The following is an 18,703-nucleotide window of genomic DNA, read 5'->3' as shown; positions in this document are numbered from 1 at the left end:
CCACTTCCACATGTTATTGCCGGCAGCATCTCTTGATGTGGGAGCAGATTAATGTATACCTGTAGTTTACACCTTTAATATGCGAGTTACCAGCTTTATTATTACTCGACAGGCTCCCTCGTGTACCGATGCGAGCGAGACAAGCGCCAAATATCATATTGTAAAATAGAACGTCGAAATGCAATTTGCCAACAAATCCAGCTAAAAACATGGTACTATGTATTGTTTATGCATGCTTTTACTATCCGAGATATAACCCTGTGGAGGAGAATATATGCCATCCGGTGAAAAAAAGGAACTAATGGAGGATTTAAAGAATAAATTGCGTTCACTTTTCGGTCCACGGGACCCCCAGAAGAAACAGACCGGCTTTCCCCCCGGGACCTATTTCAGTATCTGGTATTTCCTGATTGCCATACTCTTAATCATCTATTTGCAGCAATATTTATTTGCTCCCAAGGTGGAGATGATTCCATACGGCCAGTTCAAACAGAGCCTGGCCGAAGGTGTTGTGAGTAAATTAACTATAGGCCCGGAACATATCACGGGAACATTGAAAGGAAAAGAACAAAAATCTGACAAGCAGTTTACCACAATCCGGGTCGATGACCCCGGCCTGGTCAAGGAGCTCGATGAACGCAAGGTTGGTTACCAGGGACACTATGACAGTAAATTGCTGAGCGGAATTTTCTCCTGGATTCTCCCCATCGCCATCATGCTCCTCATCTGGCGCTATGCCATGAAAAAGATGGGGCCCGGGATGGGAGTTATGTCTTTTGGCAAAAGCAAAGCCAAGCTTTTTGCAGAGAGTGAGACCAAGGTTGCCTTTGCTGATGTGGCTGGAATCGATGAGGCCAAACAAGAGCTTCAGGAAGTAGTGGAGTTTTTAATGAGTCCGGACAAATTCCAGAAGCTGGGCGGAAGGATTCCTAAAGGGGTTCTCCTGGTTGGAACGCCTGGAACCGGAAAAACTCTTCTGGCCAAAGCGGTAGCAGGAGAAGCAAAGGTACCTTTCTTTAGCATTAGCGGTTCCGAGTTTGTGGAGATGTTCGTCGGCGTGGGTGCATCTCGTGTCCGCGATCTCTTCTCTCAAGCGACCGGCCAGGCTCCCTGCATCATCTTTATCGATGAACTGGATGCGTTGGGAAAGGCCCGGGGGATGAACGCCTTTGGCGGCAACGACGAACGGGAGCAGACACTGAACCAGCTCTTAGTCGAAATGGATGGATTTGATTCAAATAAAGGGGTCATTATCATGGCTGCTACCAATCGGCCTGAAATCCTTGATCCTGCCTTGTTGCGCCCAGGACGATTTGACCGGCAGGTAATGATTGACCGTCCTGATATTAACGGCCGTGAGGCCATCCTGAAAATTCATTCCAGGAAAGTTCTTCTGGGACCCGATGTGGATCTCCGTAAAATAGCCACTATTACCCCGGGTTTTGTAGGCGCTGATCTGGCCAATCTCATCAATGAGGCAGCGCTGTTGGCTGCCCGTAAAAACAAGGAAGCAGTCGGGTCAGCAGAATTCGATGAGGCTGTCGACCGTGTTGTGGGCGGACTGGAGAAAAAGAACCGGGTGATGAATCCACGGGAGAAGGAAATTGTTGCCTTTCACGAATCCGGACATGCAATTGTGGCCGAATCGGTCAAATTTGCAGACCCCGTGCATAAGATATCCATAATCCCCCGCGGGATTGCAGCTCTCGGATATACCCAGCAACGACCCACAGAAGACCGTTATTTGATGACCCGTCCCGAGTTACTGGATAGGCTGGCAGTCCTGTTGGGGGGGAGGGTGGCAGAGGAACTGGTTTTCGGAGATGTCTCCACAGGAGCCCAGAACGACTTACAGCGGGCCACCGATATCGTACGCTCTATGGTCACGGAGTACGGCATGAGCGATAGCCTCGGACTGGTGACATATGAGCGCCCTCGTCAACCTTTGTTCCTGCCGGAAAGTTATTCCCAGAATAAGACCTACAGCGAAACAAAGGCTACCCAGATTGATGAAGAGATCTCCCAGGTGATGGAACAGGCTCACAAGAGGGTACAAAAAATCCTCACGGAGCGGAAGGAGATTCTGGATGCCTTGGCCCGTCTTTTGTCGCAGAATGAAATTGTACAGGGAGAGGAACTGAGAAAAATGCTGTCAGAATTCACGGCCGGAGAAACATCTCAGATACCAGGAGCGTGATTCTGAGCACCCTTGTTACTATCGCCCCTTGTGGTGTGCTACAAAAAGCATCCGGCGTTTTTAATTTACGAGTGGTCTGAATTCCCTTGCAAGCGGCGCAAGTTCCGGCAAATATTTACTGAAATGGTTCGCCAATTAGCACAAAGAAGCATTTCAATATTTCTTCTGGCCCAGAAGCTCATATATTTTCAATGTCCCGATTGTTGAATCAATCTCATACTCACCCATTTCATGAAGGTCTAAATGCGACTGGACTGCCCGACGTGTATTTTCACTAATGAGAATACCGTTCGGTATAGGTTTCACAAGGTTTTGAAGCCTGAAGACGGTATTGACCGAATCGCCTATTACCGTATAGTCCATCTTTTTATCGAAACCGATATTGCCGACCACCACCTCGCCGGTATGGATGCTGATACCCATGACAAGAGGCGTACCAAGTTCTTGAACAAAACGGTTGCTCACCTCTTCAATTGATGCTTTCATTTCAAGGGCTGCATCGATAGCATTATCTGCATCCATCGAAGTCGGCAGAGGTGCACCGAAAACCGCCAGGAAGCCATCGCCAAGATACTTATCAACAATGCCGTAATGGTTAAATACTGCACCACCCATTATTGAAAAGAAGTAGTTGAGCATAGACACTGTTTTTTGCGGCCCGATTTCTTTAGCGAGTTTTGAAAATCCCCGTATATCAAGGGTAAGAAGGGTGAGTCTTCTGAAATCATCAATAATCGCTTTCTCTGTATCTTTGCCGTATACAATCCTGTCCACAACCTCCATTGGAACGAACTTCTGGAAGACTTGCCTGAGACCCCGCTCATGTTCTGCCATCGAGGTAGTTTCCCTGTAAAGACGGGCATTTTCCATAGCAATAACAAGAGATGAAACGATTGATTGGAGGAGCTTCTCATCGCCAGGTGCAAAGCTGCCATTTTTTTTGTTAATCAGTTCAATTACGCCAAGTACTTTTCCCTGTGAAATCATAGGAACACACAATACGGATCGGGTGTTAAATCCTATAATTTTGTCAAAATCAGAGAAAAAGTGGGGTGATTGAGCCGTATCATTTACGATAAGCGGTTTTCCCTGGCTGGCAACATAGCCGCAAATTCCCTGACCGAGCTTAATACTGAATTTCTGGAGAGTTTCCGCTTCTGTTCCAAATGCAATCTTAAATTCAAGCATGTTGTTTTGTAATATAAATAAAGATCCTGCTTCTACATTCATGACTGCATGGATCATATCCATGGCATATTGAAGAACTTTATCAATATCAAATGTTGATATAGCGAGGGTATTTCCGATATTCTTCAACGTGTCTAATTCCTGTTCCCGTTTAATAACGGCAAATGACAGTTTGTTTCTTTCAAGTGCAAAAGAGAGATTGTTTCTCGCCAGGTCGATGAATTCAGAGGTTTTGTGCAGGATATCTGATTTTGATGCGCAAAGAACCAGCACCCCCTCCACATTACCATGCATTCTTAACGCTGTCAGTATGCATGAGTTATATCCCAGATCAAAAAGGAGTTCCTTTTCCATCCCATTTGAAAGGCTTTGAGTATCGTCTATAATGAGAGTTGTCCCCTGTTTGATTACTTTTTCAAAAATAGATTCCTCGCAGTTGTAACAAGCGCCTTTGGACAGGCTGACAGGTTTGTGAGAGAAGAAATCGTAAATTATCAAGTTGTCAGGGTTGCTCTCATCAGTGATCATAATTATAGCCACCTCAAAGAGAATGAGAGACTGAATTTCATTCAGAACAGCATAGATAAGTTCTCTGCCTTTTAAGCTTGAATTGATTGTCTTGGAAATCTTTTCCAGTTTGCTGATAAATTCGTCTTTTTGTTCATTTTCTTTAATAAGGCGAAGATTCTCATATGTAAAAGCTGCACCGCTCAAAAGAGATGTGAGGGCTTCCACATCATCCTGAACGAAGGGTGCATTCTCATCTTTCCGTGAAACCGTGAGGACCCCGATAATGTCATTAATTGTTTTAATGGGCATACATATAAAAGATTTTGTTCCGTAAAGAGGTCGATTGCCCCTCCCGAAACGGCTGTCTTTTTCAATATCATTAACAAGAAGCGGCGATTTATTAATAACTGCAAACCTTGTGATACTCTTATCAAAATCAATCCGGTCTCCAACTTTGACCAGATCCCCCAGCCCGATATTTGCCTGAATGATAAATTTATTTCTTTCCGGTTTTTCGAGCATAAGTACAGAACCCACGTTTGCGTTTGCCAGTTTCAGGGCACGCTCCAATGTTATATACATAAGCTCCTCTGCATCGTAGGTTATATAACATAGATCTGAAAGCTCTTTTAGCATTGATATTTTGGATGATTTTTTTTCGAGTTGCTCAAATGTATCCTTAAATTGATGTTCGATGGCGCTAAAAGAATGAACGATATTTGTTAATTCATCTGTACTATCCTCAAATTGAAAGCCGGAGATACCGTCACGAAGCTTTTCCGAGATTTTCTTAGAAATGTTTATCATTGAATTAAATATATGCCGGAGTATTAAAAAACCCAGAAAAGAGAAGGCAAGTAAGGCGATCAAAAAAACACTTAATGTTTTATCTTCGAGAAAATCATATTTAATTGCATAAAAAAGAAAACCAAAAACCGGGAAAACAAAAAAAAGACCAACAATAATATAAAGTTTGTAATAAAGTTTTTTATTCTTTAAAGATATTTCATCCAACCATTGTTTATTTAATTTCATACTTTACCTTTTAGGACAGGGCAGACAGGGAATATCATGAATTTACAGACCAGTTCTCATGTCAAAACATCGTTAAGCTGATTTTCCCATCATGCCAAATCTTTTTTCATTTTCCTCCAAGTTTAATAAAAATGCAACTATTTTATGTGATGGCATCTTACGGCTTTGCGTTCGAGGGCGGCTACACTCCCGGGAGAGTTGCGCAGCTTAAAGATTATCGGTTTCAACTATAGTAAGGTTATCTTCTTCAAAACGGGTTTATCCGTAAACTGTATTGAGGGGATGATCCTTTTTGTTGTATAGTATCCTCATGACTGCTGTTCCAAGAAATGCGTCGACTGTCATAGTCCTGAAAGAAGCTCCTCCGGAAGGGTTTGAAGTATTCCTTCTTAAACGGCACGAAAAGAGCGCCTTTATGGGCAGTAATTTTGTTTACCCCGGCGGCGTTGTGGACAAGCACGACAGTGATCCTGAAATCCTCTCTTTCTGCAACGGCATTCCATCAGACAAGTCACAAAAAGAACTTCTCCCTTTCATGATTGCGGGCATCAGGGAACTTTTTGAAGAATCAGGCCTGCTCCTCACCTATGATAAAGATGGTCTGCCTTTCACTATTTGCGATGAGGCAACAAATAACCGTATCCATCAATACAGGAACCTCCTCAATAAGAGAACGATCACTCTTAAAGAGATTGTAAAAAAAGAAAGGCTATCTCTTGCCCTTGACCAACTTTATCACTATGCCCATTGGATTACCCCTGAAGCACGGCCTATGCGTTTCAATACACATTTTTTTGTAGCTCGCTATCCTGAAGGCCAGAAGGCAAGCGCTGATGAAACGGAGACGACGGAAGGGGCATGGATGACGCCAGGCCGGGCGCTTGAGAAAAATCTGGCAACCACCCTTGTACTGAGCCCACCTACCTTGAAGACCCTGGAAGATCTTTCGAGGTTCAGCACCATAGAAGAAGTGATCTCATTTTCAAAAGCCGGCGATAAACCCCCTATCCTTTCCCTTCTTCTTACTATTTCAAATGACTGGTTTCTCGTTTTCCCCTGGGACCCCGAATACGATAGTCTTGGAAAGGGAGAAATCCCTATCTGCCCGGACCACGGCAGGGTATCAACTCTGGCTGACAACACAACCCGCATCCTCACCAGAGAAGGTTGCAACATTCCATACTGTAAAAAACCTGTCGATAGTGTGTAGATGAAGCGTTGAAAGATGTTTATTTCATTCTTTTCCCTGTTGAAATGAAAGAACTATTGGAGTAAACAGTCATTGAATATTATAATGAACCTCCCCGCAGCAGAGCTGCGAGGTATCAGAGGAATGGGGAACATGATTATTTACCCTCACCCCCGTATCAAGTACGGGGCAGGCTCTGCCGTCTCCCGCAAGGGGCGAGGGAATGTGGTTGCCCCGAAGCAGAGCTTCAAGGAATCAATTGATTGAAGGAGATCCCCTGTATTGATTCAGGGATATACGATATACTTATAATTTTGTGTACATCCTCTAAACCTATCAAAAGGTGAAATAATGGGCATTCAGATCTTCGGCACACTCAAATGTCAGGAAACACGCAAGGCACAGAGATATTTCAAAGATAGAGGCGTCCCATTTCAGTTCGTCAACCTTGCAGAAAAAGGTCTCAGCAGAGGCGAGTTAAATAACATTAAGGCTGTCATAGGAATAGAAAACCTGATCGATAAAGACGGTAAAGAGTATGGCCGGCTCAACCTGAAATACCTCACTCATAATGCGGAGGAGGAACTCCTTAATCACCCACTTTTGTTCCGTACCCCCATCGTCAGAGACAATCGCAAAGCAACAGTGGGCTATACACCCGAAGTCTGGAAAGAGTGGATATAAAACTGAGCAATATATTAATTATTTCCAATTGGCGGCAGAGAGATATCGAAATATTGAAGGATGGCCCCGTCAGACGTTTCCATTTAATGAAATAAATGGCTCCAGAGTCAAGAATAAAGATTTGACCCCAGCCTGTTTCACAATATCAGGGAGTTATTCCTTCCCTTTGGTTCGCGAATAGTATCCTGTTTTCGTAAACAAATTGTACGTAAATTTATTGTACAGATGAAACATGTCGTAATTTAAGTATGTTAACCAAATATAGCCCGACAGTGTAAAGTGTATAGAATCTTAACAGTATCATAACATCCCTAAATCATTGCTTTTTCTGCATGTTACCCTCTTTTCCTTATCACCGAATTGAAAGTTGATTGCACCTTCTATATAGTAACTTGCTATTAATACAAGCGTTTTATCTCTGGCACAACCCTTGCAAATAAACAATCATGAACATGAAAAACCATCCTGAAAGGAGACAGACAATGGAAAAAAGGGTATTAGTGGTCGATGACGAGGGTTCTTTGCGGCGGATGGTTGCTTTTGGTTTGATGCAGCGCGGTTACGACGCAGAGCTCTGCGAGAATGGTATGAAGGGATTGCAGGCTCTCGAAGCATACAAAAAGAGAAATATGCCCCTCGATTGTGCTATCGTAGATATCCGGTTGCCTGATATCGATGGCCTGAAGCTCCTCAAGGCAATAAGGTTTAACTATCCTGGCGTTCCGGTCGTTATCATCACCGGTCACGGGACGGAGAAGATAGCGGAAGAGGCGAAAGATGCAGACGGGTATCTGGAAAAACCTTTCCATATGGACGATCTCGCCAAGCTTCTGGAGGAGATACCGGAGGCAAAGGCACAAGACGCTATTGCGCCTCAGCCCCAGCCCGGCCACCCGTATAGCGCCTATGTGCTGGTGACCGTCGACCCAACGGCAAACCAGATGGACGTCTGCCGTAAGCTCAATTTGGCTCAAAACATAGTCTACTGTGATGCAGTTAGAGGGGAGGACCTGATGCTCTTGGTCCAGGCAGAAAGCCCAGAGAAGTTAGCGGCCATCATCGACGAGCAGGTGAAGACCGTCCCCGGAGTGGCCTATGTGGCAACGCTTAACGTTGACACCCCTGTTGTTGCCGATAACGTGGTCGACATCATCGCCACAGTGGATAGGGCGCTCGGGCCGGACAAATCGCACCTGCACAGCCGCTTCGTATTAAGTCTTCTCGACTTCCTCGATCTTCTGCGTACGAGATGAAGGTATATCATAGCGGGCTGTAGGTTGAAGGGCTACGATTCTGAGTTGCGCCTACGCTTCAACATTTCAAGAGCGTCCGGGTTGGCACATTCTCGCATTAACATCTTCAAGTGAACCCATGAACGGACCGGCGGATTCCAACTTAATCGATGTCAGAGCTGCAGCGAACAGGAGAGAGTCTTCAATGGAATGATCCAGCCTACACGACAGATACGCTCCCATAACAGTGTCACCACGACCCATTCTTCCTTGGCTGCTCCTATTGGTAAATTTTGCAAATATGGTTCTACCATTGCTTTTAACCAGCGCTCCATTTGAACATGTTATCACGGTCTCGGAACTCCCCCAGTCTTCCAGAATATCGGCCTGGTCTTGCAGAACCTCAGTACCGGTAAGTGTTTTTGCCTCCACTGCATCAAGTTTCACAAAATCAGCCATATCCAGAATTTCCTTTTTCTCCGGAATATCCTCAATGTAAAGAGCGCCTGTCTTACTGTCCGCCTGGAACATGAAAGCCTGCATATCCACTGATAAACGGAATCCGCGTGCTTTCAGTGCGTGCATAAACTCCAGCGGAAATTCGTGAAGGTGCCATCCGGCAAGGTGAATCAGGCACGGTTCAATAGGAGGTATGTCATTAATAACAAAATGTTCTCCGCTTTTTACGAGAAAAACTTGCCTTTCATCGAATTTTGCAGTCGGAAATACAACACGGTATCGAGGGGTTTCTCGATGCTGCATGAAGAGATCAATGCCAGCCTCTTTGAGCAGCTCCACAAGGCGTGCTTCGCTTTCGGAAACTCTTGTTACCATGCAAATTCTTTTTACAAGACAGGAAGCTGCTGCCACACTAAAAAAGACCGGACCGCCCGATTCGACGGAAGAAGGTCCATCAAAAGGAACAACTGTATATGTACCTAAATAACCCACAAATACAATATCGTAATGACTCATTTCCGCCTTTCCTGCAATTTGGGGTTGCCAGTGGACCGGCTACATATTTGCTTTGTGTACCACATATTAATATTTTTCTCTATCGAAAATAGAATAAACAGTAGTTTTAGCTTATTGGAAAGAGGCCGAACATATAATTTTCGGATGAAGACTCTGGGCGAGACTTTTCTCCGGGGTCTGCCTGCCAACATAATGTTCAATAAAAGAAACCTGTAAAGCGGCGAAGTGGAAAATGTGTTATTGCAAGACCTGACCCCTTATGTTTTTACTTGTTCTATCAATCCTCAGCCAAAACTTGATAATCTACCCCCCCCTCAACACCATATCCAGGCAAAACTCTGTCTCCTGATATGAGTTTTTATTATTGATTAATAAAATATTTTAGAATATATTGCATTCAGGAGGTGCAATATGGCAAAAGTAGTAACACTCAGGCTTAATGATGAGGTATATAACACCTTCAAGACAATAGCTGAACAAGAAAACAGGCCTCTCTCTAATTTTATTGAAACAGCCGCATTGCGGTACATCAACGAAATTGAATTTGTTGATGAATTCGAGATGGCAGAGATAAATTCCAATACAACGCTAAAGGATTCGATGAACCGGGGGATCGATGATTACAAGAATCACAAAGGTCAGCTTCTCTGATGTACCGGATTTTTCTTACATCCGAATTTCTGAAACAAATTGAAAAAATAGAGCCTCGTTTCAAAAGATCTCTTGAAAAAAAAATCGATGAATATATTTCTCCACTATTGTAAGGATGTTCTTCCATTATTTTTCCCGTTGAAATGAACATTTTATCTGTGATATTCTAAAGATACAAAGAGGAGGTTCCTGATGAAAACAAGTCATAAAATTACTATGGATATACCTGATGAAATATTTGCCGGAATCTCTGATTTCAAGAAAAAATCAAAAATAACCGATGACGCTGCAGCAGTATTTGAGCTTATTAAGTATGCGTTATCCTTTCCCCTGTATTTCAAAAATTATGATTGGGATAAAGCGGAGAAGGAAGCTGATAACGACATCAAAAAGGGCAGAGTTAAAAGCTTTTCTTCAGTTGATGAATTCCTTGCCGACCTAAAGGCATGAAAATAATCCATACTGATTCCTTTAAAAGAAATTTCAAGGAATTGCCAAAGCATATTCAAGACAAATTTGAAAATAAGATTGACGACATAACCATTTATGCGTAGAATGAAGAATTGAGGTGCATAAAATGGCTATTAAAAACGAAGCGATAGAAAAGATAAGAAAACAGCGTGACTATCTTTCTTCAGAATTTGGTGTTGAGAAGATTGGTCTCTTCGGTTCTGTCGCTACGGGAGCCGATAACGATAGCAGCGATATTGACCTTATTGTAGAGTTCAGCCGGCCCATGGGCCTCAAATTTATCAGGCTTGTCGAATACCTTGAGGAAATTCTTGGAAGAAAAGTGGATCTTCTAACGCGTGACGGTCTTGAAAATATACGCGTAAAGAAGGTCGCAGATGACATACGAAGCACCCTGACCTATGTCTAAACGAAACGATCAGGAACTCGTTCAAGATATTATTGAATGTGCTCATCGGATCCGGTCATATATTGAACAAATGGAATATGACAATTTCCTGCAAGACCACAAAACTCAAGATGCCGTAATCAGAAATATCGAGATTATTGGAGAGGCAGTCAAACTTCTATCTGATAATATTAAAAAAAGACATCCCAATATAACATGGAAAGAAATTGCAGGTACAAGAGACAAACTGATCCACGACTATTTCGGCGTTAATATTGATGTGGTTTGGAGCATAGCAAAGGAAGATCTGCCAGGTTTTGTCGAGCAACTGGAAAAAATGTTATGAAGACAGGCCACAACAAAAATATATTGAAATATTTAAGGACGGCACCGTCAAGTGCTGCCTTTTAATGGAATAAAATAGCTCCTGAGCCATATTGGTTTTACGAGAATATTTATATTTTCTAACACTGTGTTAGCAAATATTTTGAGGGGGGGGCGGGAACGGCACATTGGAATATTTTCAACCAGTGGCAGGGAGATATTTATAATTCGTACATCCAATTTTCAGCAACTGTTGCTGCAAATCTAATTCCATTTCTAAATCAAAGATGATATCAAGGCGGCAAGGAAGAGGTGGCGTAGGCGTACTAAAACGGTACGTCGAGACACCGACGACGAAGGCAACGATGGTAGCGCTTTGATTTAGGAATGGAATAAATCATCTGCAAACCCAAGCCAGCGCTTGTTTTATCACATCTTCTTTATTCTGAGAGAGACTTTTCTCAGGGGTCAACCTGGCAAAACAGTTTTTTATGAAATAAAACAATTGAAAAAACCTTAATAAAAGTAGTTAAATAAAGAATACAATTCAACTTCGCAGGTCAGAAAGAAGCATAGAACGCAATACATTATGCAGGGGGAGTGACCATACCCCCCCTCTTTAGTACAACACAAGTTTAGAGGTTTTGTATTCATCCTGTCAATATCATTCGCTCTGCATATTCTACAGGGGTTAAGCCATAATTTACTTGACAGGAGGATTATAGGATTTCCTCTAAGCCCTCCTCGCACGACAAGAGCCTTTAAGGATTGTTTTCAATAATATTGATGATTTCTTCATATGCTGCCTTGAGTCTGTGAGCAAATTTATTTCTCTCTTGCGTTTTCAAATAGTTTGTTTGACTGCCAGTTTTCTTTTCGTAAGGATGCGAACCAGGAATACTGTTTCGTCGTTTATTCATATCTCTAAAAACGTCTGCAATGGACGGGTAAGTTTTTGAAAAACTCGTATTGTTGTCCAAGCGGACTCCAAAATCTATTAATTGGCTGTTTGCATTAGTGATTTTTCCAGCACCTGCGAGGCTTCTACTGTTTAAGTATGCAAGTAATGCTTTTTGCACTGCGTCGTTAAAGGAGTTTTGCCACTGAATCCAAATACTCGGGGCAGGAAGATAATAAACTTCAGCTTGTATAAGTATTTGTAACACATGCGTAAATTCATCCGAAAAAAGCTTTCGCCAAGACTGGCTCTCCTTGACACCAAATTTTCTGTATAAAATGTCAGATATTTGGTCAATTTTTGGCGAAAACCTTTTGCCAACTATTCCAAGTGATTTTAATATGTTTTGTATCACAGGATGACAATCTTTCGGTTTCAATAAATAATCTTTTAACGTCTGGCTTCTTATAAAAAGTTGCTCGGGAGCCAACAGGCCTGACATAAAATCCTTTGCGGATATCAAGTCCTTGAGTATACCTTTTTCACAAAACTCCTCATCTGGAATAACCGGAAACAACAAAGCCTGGACGATGGACTCTTGCTTAGTTATTCTACTAGATATCCGACATATGCCAAACTTCTGACAAGAAAGGAGGAGAGAAATTGCCCCCCACTTCAATACTACACATGCGTTTTTGTCTTTTAAGTCTCTTTTTGCTTGCATTTGCAGTATTCTCAAAGACTCCAAAGTTCCTATACGAGCCATTATATGATATAGTTCTCCTCTTACGTATCCATATGGCGAACCTTGTTCAAAAATTTTCAATATTGTCTTTTCAAGTGGGGCGCTCTTGTCGTAATTTCTTAAGAAATTGGCAAAAACATCTATATGTTCTGGGTGTCTTGCCAGAAGTATTAAAACTTTATTCATGATTATCTTAGATTTAGGGGACCGGAATAGGACGTATCGAGCTTTTGAATTGTCGTCTATTCTCAGAGGTCTTTTGTTCAGGGATCCCAAAAAGAGTCGTTCCGCTTCATCAATTGTCATCTGAGGAATTTCTTCGGCAGGCACAGTATCTTGTGGCTGAATGCTGGGTAATGCACCCAATGCATCACTAAGTTTTTCGGCTCTCTTGATTGCAAACTTGTTACCTTGGGGGATCAAACCAAGGTTTCTACAGTAAACCTCTAATTCAACTGCTGCCTGTTGCGCAGCCAACTCTGTCTTGGTAAAAATGCGTATGTCGTCAACATATATGACATAACGGACACCTTTTTTTAAAAACATTTCATCCATTGGTAGTAAGAATGCCTCAGCCAAAAAATCAGCAGCTATTGGGCCCTGTGGTATGCCATGCCCGTGTCCATCAACGCCTTCAGGAGACGACCAGAGACCCAACCATTTCTTATAAGTCTTCCAAGGTTCCTTTTCATGGGATTTTGGCGCAATAGTCTTAATTAATAATTCATGCGAAATAGTATCGTAGTATGCAGCCAAATCAAAATGAGCAATCCATCGAAAGCCTTTCCGATAATTTTCTTCACATTTTTTTTGAAAAATTAAATATGCTTTATGCCAATCCTCAAGAAAAAAGACATTGTCTTTTGCACTGGCTAACACATTACTAAAAGCCACATGGTATTCAATTTTTTTTCGCCTTGCATACAACTTGTCGGCAATCCTATTTGCTATTAGTTGCAAGACAATCTGGTCTTCAATATGTAAAAGTGTGATGGGTCGTTGTAGGCCTGAAGACTTTGGAGTGTAAATCCTCCAAGGCTTTTGCGGCTGCCAACTACCTTTGAGCTTGTCCCTCAATCGGTTCAAGTTTTGTTCCTCGGCCAGTTGGTATGCCAGATACATGGAACGAAAGAATCTTTTGTATGCGATATTACGGCCAGTGGAAACTCTCTGTAACGCAAGCTTCAATTCTTTCAGTGCGATTTTCATGCTAAGTATGCTTTCTCCAATATCGAATAACTGAGCGAAGTAGTACTATAGAGTATTAATCTGTCCTCATCGTGCCCATCACTCCAACATCACTCACTAACTCTCCAAATATTCTCTCAAGCTCATGATCCTGATCCCCTTAAATTCTTTCAGTTTGAGCATCTCCTTGTCGCCGGTTATGATAGCATCGGCTTTGCCCGACACAGCACATTCAAGAATTCTATTGTCAGGTTCGTCTTTAAGTACCGTCAACTTTACCTCCACCGGCTCCACAATTTGAGCAATTTCTGAAAGATAGATTGCCAGATGACTCAATGCTTCTTTATCCCGATAGAATTTTGTCGAAAGCACTGTAAGTGTCTCATTTATAATATCTTTTGAGATGAGCAGCGCGTCTTTACCTTCTATAACCTTCAGAATCGCTTTCTCGGCTTTACTGTGAGGAATGACAAATGCGGATATGTAAATATTCGTATCAAAAACGAGTTTCACTTTTTCAGGTAATCCTCAAGATCATCTTCAGTAAGAATGCCCTTTTCCTTTGCTTTATCACTCCAGTATCCCTGAATATGATAGAACTCTTTTTTCTGCCTTTCCTTCAACGAAATCCTTACGGCATCCTGAACCAAAGCGCTGATAGTCTTGCCTTCTTCTTTGGCCACAAATTCCATCTCTCTCGCAAGGTCATGAGGAAGAGATATGGTCCTCTTAACTGCTGTTGCCATTTAATACCTCCACACATAGTATGAATTAATCATACCGCATCAATATACCATAGTCAACGATCTTTTCATGTTATTATCCAAAACACTATTTTGGGTCAGTGGTATATCAACATACAAAGACACTATTTTTTGGCCGGAAATACTTTCGATGGGCAAGCAGGCACGCGATGGCTGTGGTTTGCAGGCTTACCAATACAGATTTCACCGGGAGGCACGTTTTGTGGCCGATCCAGTGGAACGCTTTGATTGGCCTGTTGTTTTTTGCGCAATTTCAATAAGTGAAAGAAGGGCGTTATTGACTGCCTCTTCATTTGGAAATACTTGTGCAACCTCTGGCTTAAGCACAACGATATTGGATGATTCTTTTATGCGTTTTGCGTATTTGCCCCTTACAAGACAGCCGGGAAAATCAGAACTCTTATACTCGGCCCGTAATTCGTCTTTATCAGATTCTTTATCCTTTTTCATAGAGTTCTCACTCTCCTTTACTCGCTTTGGTAAAGTATTTAGGAACATTCTTCATTATTTCAATAAATTATCTTACATAAAAATTATCAGTTATTCCTTGCCGAAGCGGAATTTCGATGGATAACGCGGAAACAAAGGGTTGCCAACCGGAAGCGTAGCAGCGCTACGTTGAGGATTGTGCGACCCTGCAGTTGACAAAGTTTGCCGCGAAATAACGCTTCGGCTTCTTACTCCACCAAGAAGCATGCAGCAGCATGATTATTGGTGGAGGTGGTGGAACCAGTCAGTTCCGGTTCCGCCACTAAACATGACTGCTGCCTTCTTTCACATCTCGGATAATATGGACACCCACCTGTCACATGTCCATCATCCCCTGCCCTTTTTGCGAATTTACCTTTTACGGAATCTATTAGCATTTTTGTATAAGGGTGGAGTGGATTATAAAATACTTCATCCCCCTTCCCTGCTTCAACCACCCTGCCCTTATACATAACTATAATTTCGTCTGATAAGAACCTTACAACATTCAAATCGTGGGAGATAAAGAGCATCGTTATCCCGGCTTTTTCTTTTATATCCATGAAAAGGTTTATTATCTGCGCCTGGATTGATACATCAAGAGACGACACAGGTTCATCGGCAACAATCAAGGAAGGATTTGTCGTAAGGGCACGGCCTATTGCCACCCTCTGTCTTTGCCCTCCACTCATTTCATGTGGATATTTGTAAAGATAATCAGTACTTAGCCCGACAATCTCAAGTATTTCCTCGACTTTTTCCATAACATGCTCTTTTTGCACAATATTATGGAATAAAACAGGCTCAGCCAGGGTTTCATAAATCTTCATTCTCGGATTGAGGGAGGAATAAGGGTCCTGAAAGATAATCTGCATTTCTCTTCGTAATTTCCTTAAATCCTGCCCATTTATTTCATTCAGGATATTTCCTTGGAAGACAATTTTCCCGGAGTCCGGCCTTTCAAGGAACATGACGCATCGCGCCAGAGTGCTTTTCCCTGAACCGCTTTCACCGACAATGCCAAGGGTTTTCCCCTTATCCACCTGAAAAGATACGCCGTCAACTGCTTTTACTATTTCCTTAGCGTATGAAAAGGCGCTTCTTTTAACTTCATATGTCCTTTTCAGTTCTGACACTGAAAGTATCTCACTCATACGGATAGCACCTCACTCATAGAGAAAGCACCTCACATATTTCCCCTCACCTTTTTCACACATTGATGGTTCCTTTTCTTTACATATGGGCATTACAGATGTACATCTCGGATGGAATTTGCAGCCTTCAGGGATTTCCGACAGTTTCGGCACAAAGCCGGGTATTGCCGTCAGCCTTTTTTCCCTGCTTTCAAATCCGAAAACAGAATTCAGCAGCCCTTTGCTGTACGGGTGCAGAGGCTCTTTAAAAAAATCTTCAACAGGGCTTTGCTCCAGCATCCGCCCCGCGTACATTATGTTTACTGTATCGCACAGCTTTCTTACAATATGGAGATTGTGGGTTATAAAAAGCATGGAAGTATTGAATTGGCGCACCAGCTCCTTGAGCAGAAAAAGTATCTGCGATTCCGTAGCAACATCAAGGGCTGTTGTCGGCTCATCGGCTATTATCAGAGAGGGATTGCAGGATATGGCAATCGCGATTAACACCCTTTGCCTCTGCCCTCCGCTTAACTGATGAGGATACTGCGTATATCTTTTTTCCGGTTCATCAAAACCGACCTGTTTTAAAAGATCAATTGAACGTTCTTTTGCCTCGTCCATTTGGACATGCTTATGGATCATGATGGTTTCACTTATCTGTTCGCCGATCCTGATAACCGGATTCAGGGCAGTCATAGGTTCCTGAAAAACCATTCCGATCCTGTTGCCCCTTATGCTTTCCATTTCTGTTCCTGATAATTGAACGAGGTCTTTATCCTCGAAAATAATCCGACCTTCAGTGATCTTTCCCGGAGAAGGCACAAGACGCATTATTGAAAGGGATGTCATTGTTTTTCCGCATCCGCTCTCCCCTACCAGTCCGAATATCTGACCCTTCATGATGTCAAAACTGACGCCTTCCACGGCCCGGACTATATAAGAATCCGTTTTAAATGATGTATTTAATCCTGTTACACTGATTGCAGGCTCATTCATAAAAATCTCTTTGATTATTTTAACCCTATGCATTATACTAAACCAATAAAAAATGGCAAGCCTTTTATAGGCTATAACGTTTATCTTCTTTGTTTATACAAATAATTTACAAGCTATGGATTTAATAAAACTACCGGAATCAATTAACAGAGAAAAAGCATATTCCTGAAACGCAATTATAACAAGGAGCCGTTATGGATGAAAACAGAATAGAAGAAGGTCTTACATTTGACGATATTCTCTTATTACCGTCATACAGTGAAATAATGCCGAAGAGCGTAGACGTGTCCGCCTATATAACAAGGGATATAAAACTTAATATTCCTCTTTTAAGCGCTGCCATGGATACGGTAACAGATGCAAAAGCGGCCATCTGTATCGCACAGGAGGGTGGCATAGGCATTATTCACCGGAATATGAGCATTGAAGATCAGGCGCACGAGGTGGAAAAGGTAAAGAAATCTGAAAGCGGGATGATTGTTGATCCCATTACCATATCACCCGCACATAAGATTAAAGATGTCCTCGATCTCATGTCAAAATACAGCATATCCGGCATACCGGTTACAGTAGGGAAAAAACTTGTGGGCATCATAACGAACAGAGACCTGAGATTTGAAACCAACCTCGAAGAAACTGTAGAAAACGTCATGACAAAGGATAATCTGGTCACTGTTGAAGAAGGCATCAGCCTTTCGGAATCGAAAAAAATCCTGCATAAACACAAAATTGAAAAACTTCTTGTTGTTGACAAAAAATATAACCTGAAAGGTCTGATTACCATAAAAGATATTGAAAAGATGAGAAAATTCCCTAATTCCTGCAAGGACCATCTCGGCAGGCTCAGAACCGGAGCGGCCGTAGGCGTAAGCAAGGACAGGGACGCCCGCGTTGATGCCCTTTTAAAGGCAGGATGCGATGTAATCATCATTGACACTGCCCATGGACATTCAAGAAATGTCATCGAATCAATTATTGATATTAAAAAGAATTTTAAAAATGTTCAGCTCATAGCAGGAAATATAGCGACGGCAAAAGCATGCGAAGCCCTCATTAAGGCAGGATGCGACGGCGTAAAGATCGGCGTCGGACCGGGCTCGATCTGCACAACAAGAATCGTTGCAGGCATTGGTGTTCCGCAGATAACGGCCATCATTGAAGTATCAAGGGCAGCAAAAAAGCACGGAATACCGGTTATTGCCGACGGCGGCATCAAATTTTCCGGAGATATAACAAAGGCCCTTGCGGCAGGCGCCAACACCGTAATGATAGGCAACCTTTTTGCCGGGACAGACGAGACTCCCGGGGAAATGGTGTTGTATCAGGGGCGTACATATAAGGTTTACAGAGGTATGGGCTCCCTTGAAGCCATGAAAGAAGGGAAGACAAGAGACAGATACTGCATAGAAGAAGACGAGATAGAATCCAAAATCATACCGGAAGGCATAGAGGGCAGAGTCCCCTACAGAGGTTCCCTTTCCGTCTGCATTCAGCAACTCGTTGGCGGGCTGAAGGCCGGTATGGGATATGTAGGATGCACCAATCTGGAAGAACTCAGGACCAGATGTAAATTCGTCAGGATAACATCTGCCGGATTACGGGAAAGCCACGTTCACGATGTGATTATTACAAAAGAATCCCCTAACTATAGAATTGAATGAGGA

At 42.6% G+C, this 18,703-nt stretch carries 18 protein-coding genes; 10 read left to right on the top strand and 8 right to left on the bottom strand.

Going from position 1 to position 18,703, the window contains the following annotated elements; translation table 11 throughout:
• The first annotated feature begins 274 nt into the window (after window positions 1-274).
• The gene (gene ftsH, locus NT178_14295) at window positions 275-2,197 is read left to right on the top strand and encodes an ATP-dependent zinc metalloprotease FtsH (protein ID MCX5813697.1); all 1,923 of its coding nucleotides are present in this window, start codon (window positions 275-277) and stop codon (window positions 2,195-2,197) included.
• A 153-nt stretch (window positions 2,198-2,350) separates the two neighbouring features.
• On the opposite strand, the gene NT178_14290 is transcribed toward ftsH, so the two are convergent.
• Window positions 2,351-4,930, bottom strand: coding sequence for a GAF domain-containing protein (locus NT178_14290; protein MCX5813696.1), 2,580 nt, complete (start codon window positions 4,928-4,930; stop codon window positions 2,351-2,353).
• A 292-nt stretch (window positions 4,931-5,222) separates the two neighbouring features.
• On the opposite strand from NT178_14290, the gene NT178_14285 reads away from it, so the two are divergent.
• The 4 genes from NT178_14285 to NT178_14270 all read left to right on the top strand — a co-directional run bounded on the left by NT178_14285 (window position 5,223) and on the right by NT178_14270 (window position 8,056).
• Window positions 5,223-6,140, top strand: coding sequence for a hypothetical protein (locus NT178_14285; GenBank protein ID MCX5813695.1), 918 nt, complete (start codon window positions 5,223-5,225; stop codon window positions 6,138-6,140).
• Window positions 6,141-6,224: 84 nt separating this feature from the next.
• A complete protein-coding gene (locus NT178_14280) occupies window positions 6,225-6,386 on the top strand; it encodes a hypothetical protein (protein ID MCX5813694.1) in 162 nt (53 codons plus the stop codon).
• A gap of 84 nt (window positions 6,387-6,470) precedes the next feature.
• The gene (locus tag NT178_14275) at window positions 6,471-6,803 is read left to right on the top strand and encodes an arsenate reductase family protein (protein MCX5813693.1); all 333 of its coding nucleotides are present in this window, start codon (window positions 6,471-6,473) and stop codon (window positions 6,801-6,803) included.
• A 446-nt stretch (window positions 6,804-7,249) separates the two neighbouring features.
• Window positions 7,250-8,056, top strand: a complete 807-nt coding sequence (locus NT178_14270; protein ID MCX5813692.1) for a response regulator — start codon at window positions 7,250-7,252, stop codon at window positions 8,054-8,056.
• Between the two features lie 66 nt (window positions 8,057-8,122).
• Here NT178_14270 and NT178_14265 read toward each other — a convergent pair whose 3' ends face one another.
• Window positions 8,123-9,010 carry a PfkB family carbohydrate kinase gene (locus NT178_14265; protein MCX5813691.1) on the bottom strand — a complete coding sequence of 296 codons (888 nt, stop codon included), beginning with the start codon at window positions 9,008-9,010 and terminating at the stop codon, window positions 8,123-8,125.
• 411 nt (window positions 9,011-9,421) lie between these two features.
• Here NT178_14265 and NT178_14260 point away from each other — a divergent pair, with 411 nt between their 5' ends.
• The 4 genes from NT178_14260 to NT178_14245 all read left to right on the top strand — a co-directional run bounded on the left by NT178_14260 (window position 9,422) and on the right by NT178_14245 (window position 10,866).
• Window positions 9,422-9,661: a CopG family transcriptional regulator gene (locus tag NT178_14260; protein MCX5813690.1), complete on the top strand. Its 240-nt coding sequence runs from the start codon at window positions 9,422-9,424 to the stop codon at window positions 9,659-9,661.
• Between the two features lie 192 nt (window positions 9,662-9,853).
• Window positions 9,854-10,111 (top strand): hypothetical protein, encoded by a 258-nt coding sequence (locus NT178_14255; protein ID MCX5813689.1) that lies wholly within the window; start codon window positions 9,854-9,856, stop codon window positions 10,109-10,111.
• A 127-nt stretch (window positions 10,112-10,238) separates the two neighbouring features.
• Window positions 10,239-10,541, top strand: coding sequence for a nucleotidyltransferase family protein (locus NT178_14250; GenBank protein MCX5813688.1), 303 nt, complete (start codon window positions 10,239-10,241; stop codon window positions 10,539-10,541).
• The gene (locus tag NT178_14245; GenBank protein MCX5813687.1) at window positions 10,534-10,866 is read left to right on the top strand and encodes a DUF86 domain-containing protein; all 333 of its coding nucleotides are present in this window, start codon (window positions 10,534-10,536) and stop codon (window positions 10,864-10,866) included. Before NT178_14250 ends, NT178_14245 begins: the two co-directional genes overlap by 8 nt.
• Before the next feature lie 739 nt (window positions 10,867-11,605).
• On the opposite strand, the gene NT178_14240 is transcribed toward NT178_14245, so the two are convergent.
• The 6 genes from NT178_14240 to NT178_14215 all read right to left on the bottom strand — a co-directional run bounded on the left by NT178_14240 (window position 11,606) and on the right by NT178_14215 (window position 17,039).
• Window positions 11,606-13,696: an RNA-directed DNA polymerase gene (locus NT178_14240; GenBank protein ID MCX5813686.1), complete on the bottom strand. Its 2,091-nt coding sequence runs from the start codon at window positions 13,694-13,696 to the stop codon at window positions 11,606-11,608.
• A gap of 96 nt (window positions 13,697-13,792) precedes the next feature.
• A complete protein-coding gene (locus NT178_14235) occupies window positions 13,793-14,188 on the bottom strand; it encodes a putative toxin-antitoxin system toxin component, PIN family (protein ID MCX5813685.1) in 396 nt (131 codons plus the stop codon).
• Complete coding sequence (locus tag NT178_14230; protein MCX5813684.1) at window positions 14,185-14,421, bottom strand: hypothetical protein; 237 nt, start codon at window positions 14,419-14,421, stop codon at window positions 14,185-14,187. The genes NT178_14235 and NT178_14230 overlap by 4 nt, the downstream gene beginning before the upstream one ends.
• 201 nt (window positions 14,422-14,622) lie before the next feature.
• A complete protein-coding gene (locus NT178_14225) occupies window positions 14,623-14,889 on the bottom strand; it encodes a hypothetical protein (GenBank protein MCX5813683.1) in 267 nt (88 codons plus the stop codon).
• 227 nt (window positions 14,890-15,116) lie between these two features.
• Window positions 15,117-16,061, bottom strand: a complete 945-nt coding sequence (locus NT178_14220; protein ID MCX5813682.1) for an ATP-binding cassette domain-containing protein — start codon at window positions 16,059-16,061, stop codon at window positions 15,117-15,119.
• A 12-nt stretch (window positions 16,062-16,073) separates the two neighbouring features.
• The gene (locus NT178_14215) at window positions 16,074-17,039 is read right to left on the bottom strand and encodes an ABC transporter ATP-binding protein (protein MCX5813681.1); all 966 of its coding nucleotides are present in this window, start codon (window positions 17,037-17,039) and stop codon (window positions 16,074-16,076) included.
• A 194-nt stretch (window positions 17,040-17,233) separates the two neighbouring features.
• Between NT178_14215 and guaB the strand changes: the two genes are divergently transcribed.
• Window positions 17,234-18,700: an IMP dehydrogenase gene (gene guaB, locus NT178_14210; protein MCX5813680.1), complete on the top strand. Its 1,467-nt coding sequence runs from the start codon at window positions 17,234-17,236 to the stop codon at window positions 18,698-18,700.
• Window positions 18,701-18,703 lie beyond the last annotated feature (3 nt).

The sequence above is a fragment of the Pseudomonadota bacterium genome (assembly GCA_026388255.1).
Lineage (GTDB): Bacteria > Desulfobacterota > Syntrophorhabdia > Syntrophorhabdales > Syntrophorhabdaceae > JAPLKB01.
The sequence above is the reverse complement of the archived record's forward strand: the minus strand, read 5'-3'. Positions and strand labels throughout refer to the sequence as shown.

Excerpts from the sequence above, each read along its gene's own strand:
- NT178_14220 (MCX5813682.1), bottom strand. The coding sequence starts at position 16,061 with ATGAGTGAGATACTTTCAGTGTCAGAACTGAAAAGGACATATGAAGTT.
- NT178_14260 (MCX5813690.1), top strand. The coding sequence starts at position 9,422 with ATGGCAAAAGTAGTAACACTCAGGCTTAATGATGAGGTATATAACACC.
- ftsH (MCX5813697.1), top strand. The coding sequence starts at position 275 with ATGCCATCCGGTGAAAAAAAGGAACTAATGGAGGATTTAAAGAATAAA.
- NT178_14225 (MCX5813683.1), bottom strand. The coding sequence starts at position 14,889 with ATGAAAAAGGATAAAGAATCTGATAAAGACGAATTACGGGCCGAGTAT.
- NT178_14270 (MCX5813692.1), top strand. The coding sequence starts at position 7,250 with ATGAACATGAAAAACCATCCTGAAAGGAGACAGACAATGGAAAAAAGG.
- NT178_14240 (MCX5813686.1), bottom strand. The coding sequence starts at position 13,696 with ATGAAAATCGCACTGAAAGAATTGAAGCTTGCGTTACAGAGAGTTTCC.
- NT178_14280 (MCX5813694.1), top strand. The coding sequence starts at position 6,225 with ATGAACCTCCCCGCAGCAGAGCTGCGAGGTATCAGAGGAATGGGGAAC.
- NT178_14215 (MCX5813681.1), bottom strand. The coding sequence starts at position 17,039 with ATGAATGAGCCTGCAATCAGTGTAACAGGATTAAATACATCATTTAAA.
- NT178_14230 (MCX5813684.1), bottom strand. The coding sequence starts at position 14,421 with ATGGCAACAGCAGTTAAGAGGACCATATCTCTTCCTCATGACCTTGCG.
- NT178_14250 (MCX5813688.1), top strand. The coding sequence starts at position 10,239 with ATGGCTATTAAAAACGAAGCGATAGAAAAGATAAGAAAACAGCGTGAC.
- NT178_14290 (MCX5813696.1), bottom strand. The coding sequence starts at position 4,930 with ATGAAATTAAATAAACAATGGTTGGATGAAATATCTTTAAAGAATAAA.
- NT178_14255 (MCX5813689.1), top strand. The coding sequence starts at position 9,854 with ATGAAAACAAGTCATAAAATTACTATGGATATACCTGATGAAATATTT.
- guaB (MCX5813680.1), top strand. The coding sequence starts at position 17,234 with ATGGATGAAAACAGAATAGAAGAAGGTCTTACATTTGACGATATTCTC.
- NT178_14265 (MCX5813691.1), bottom strand. The coding sequence starts at position 9,010 with ATGAGTCATTACGATATTGTATTTGTGGGTTATTTAGGTACATATACA.
- NT178_14275 (MCX5813693.1), top strand. The coding sequence starts at position 6,471 with ATGGGCATTCAGATCTTCGGCACACTCAAATGTCAGGAAACACGCAAG.
- NT178_14245 (MCX5813687.1), top strand. The coding sequence starts at position 10,534 with ATGTCTAAACGAAACGATCAGGAACTCGTTCAAGATATTATTGAATGT.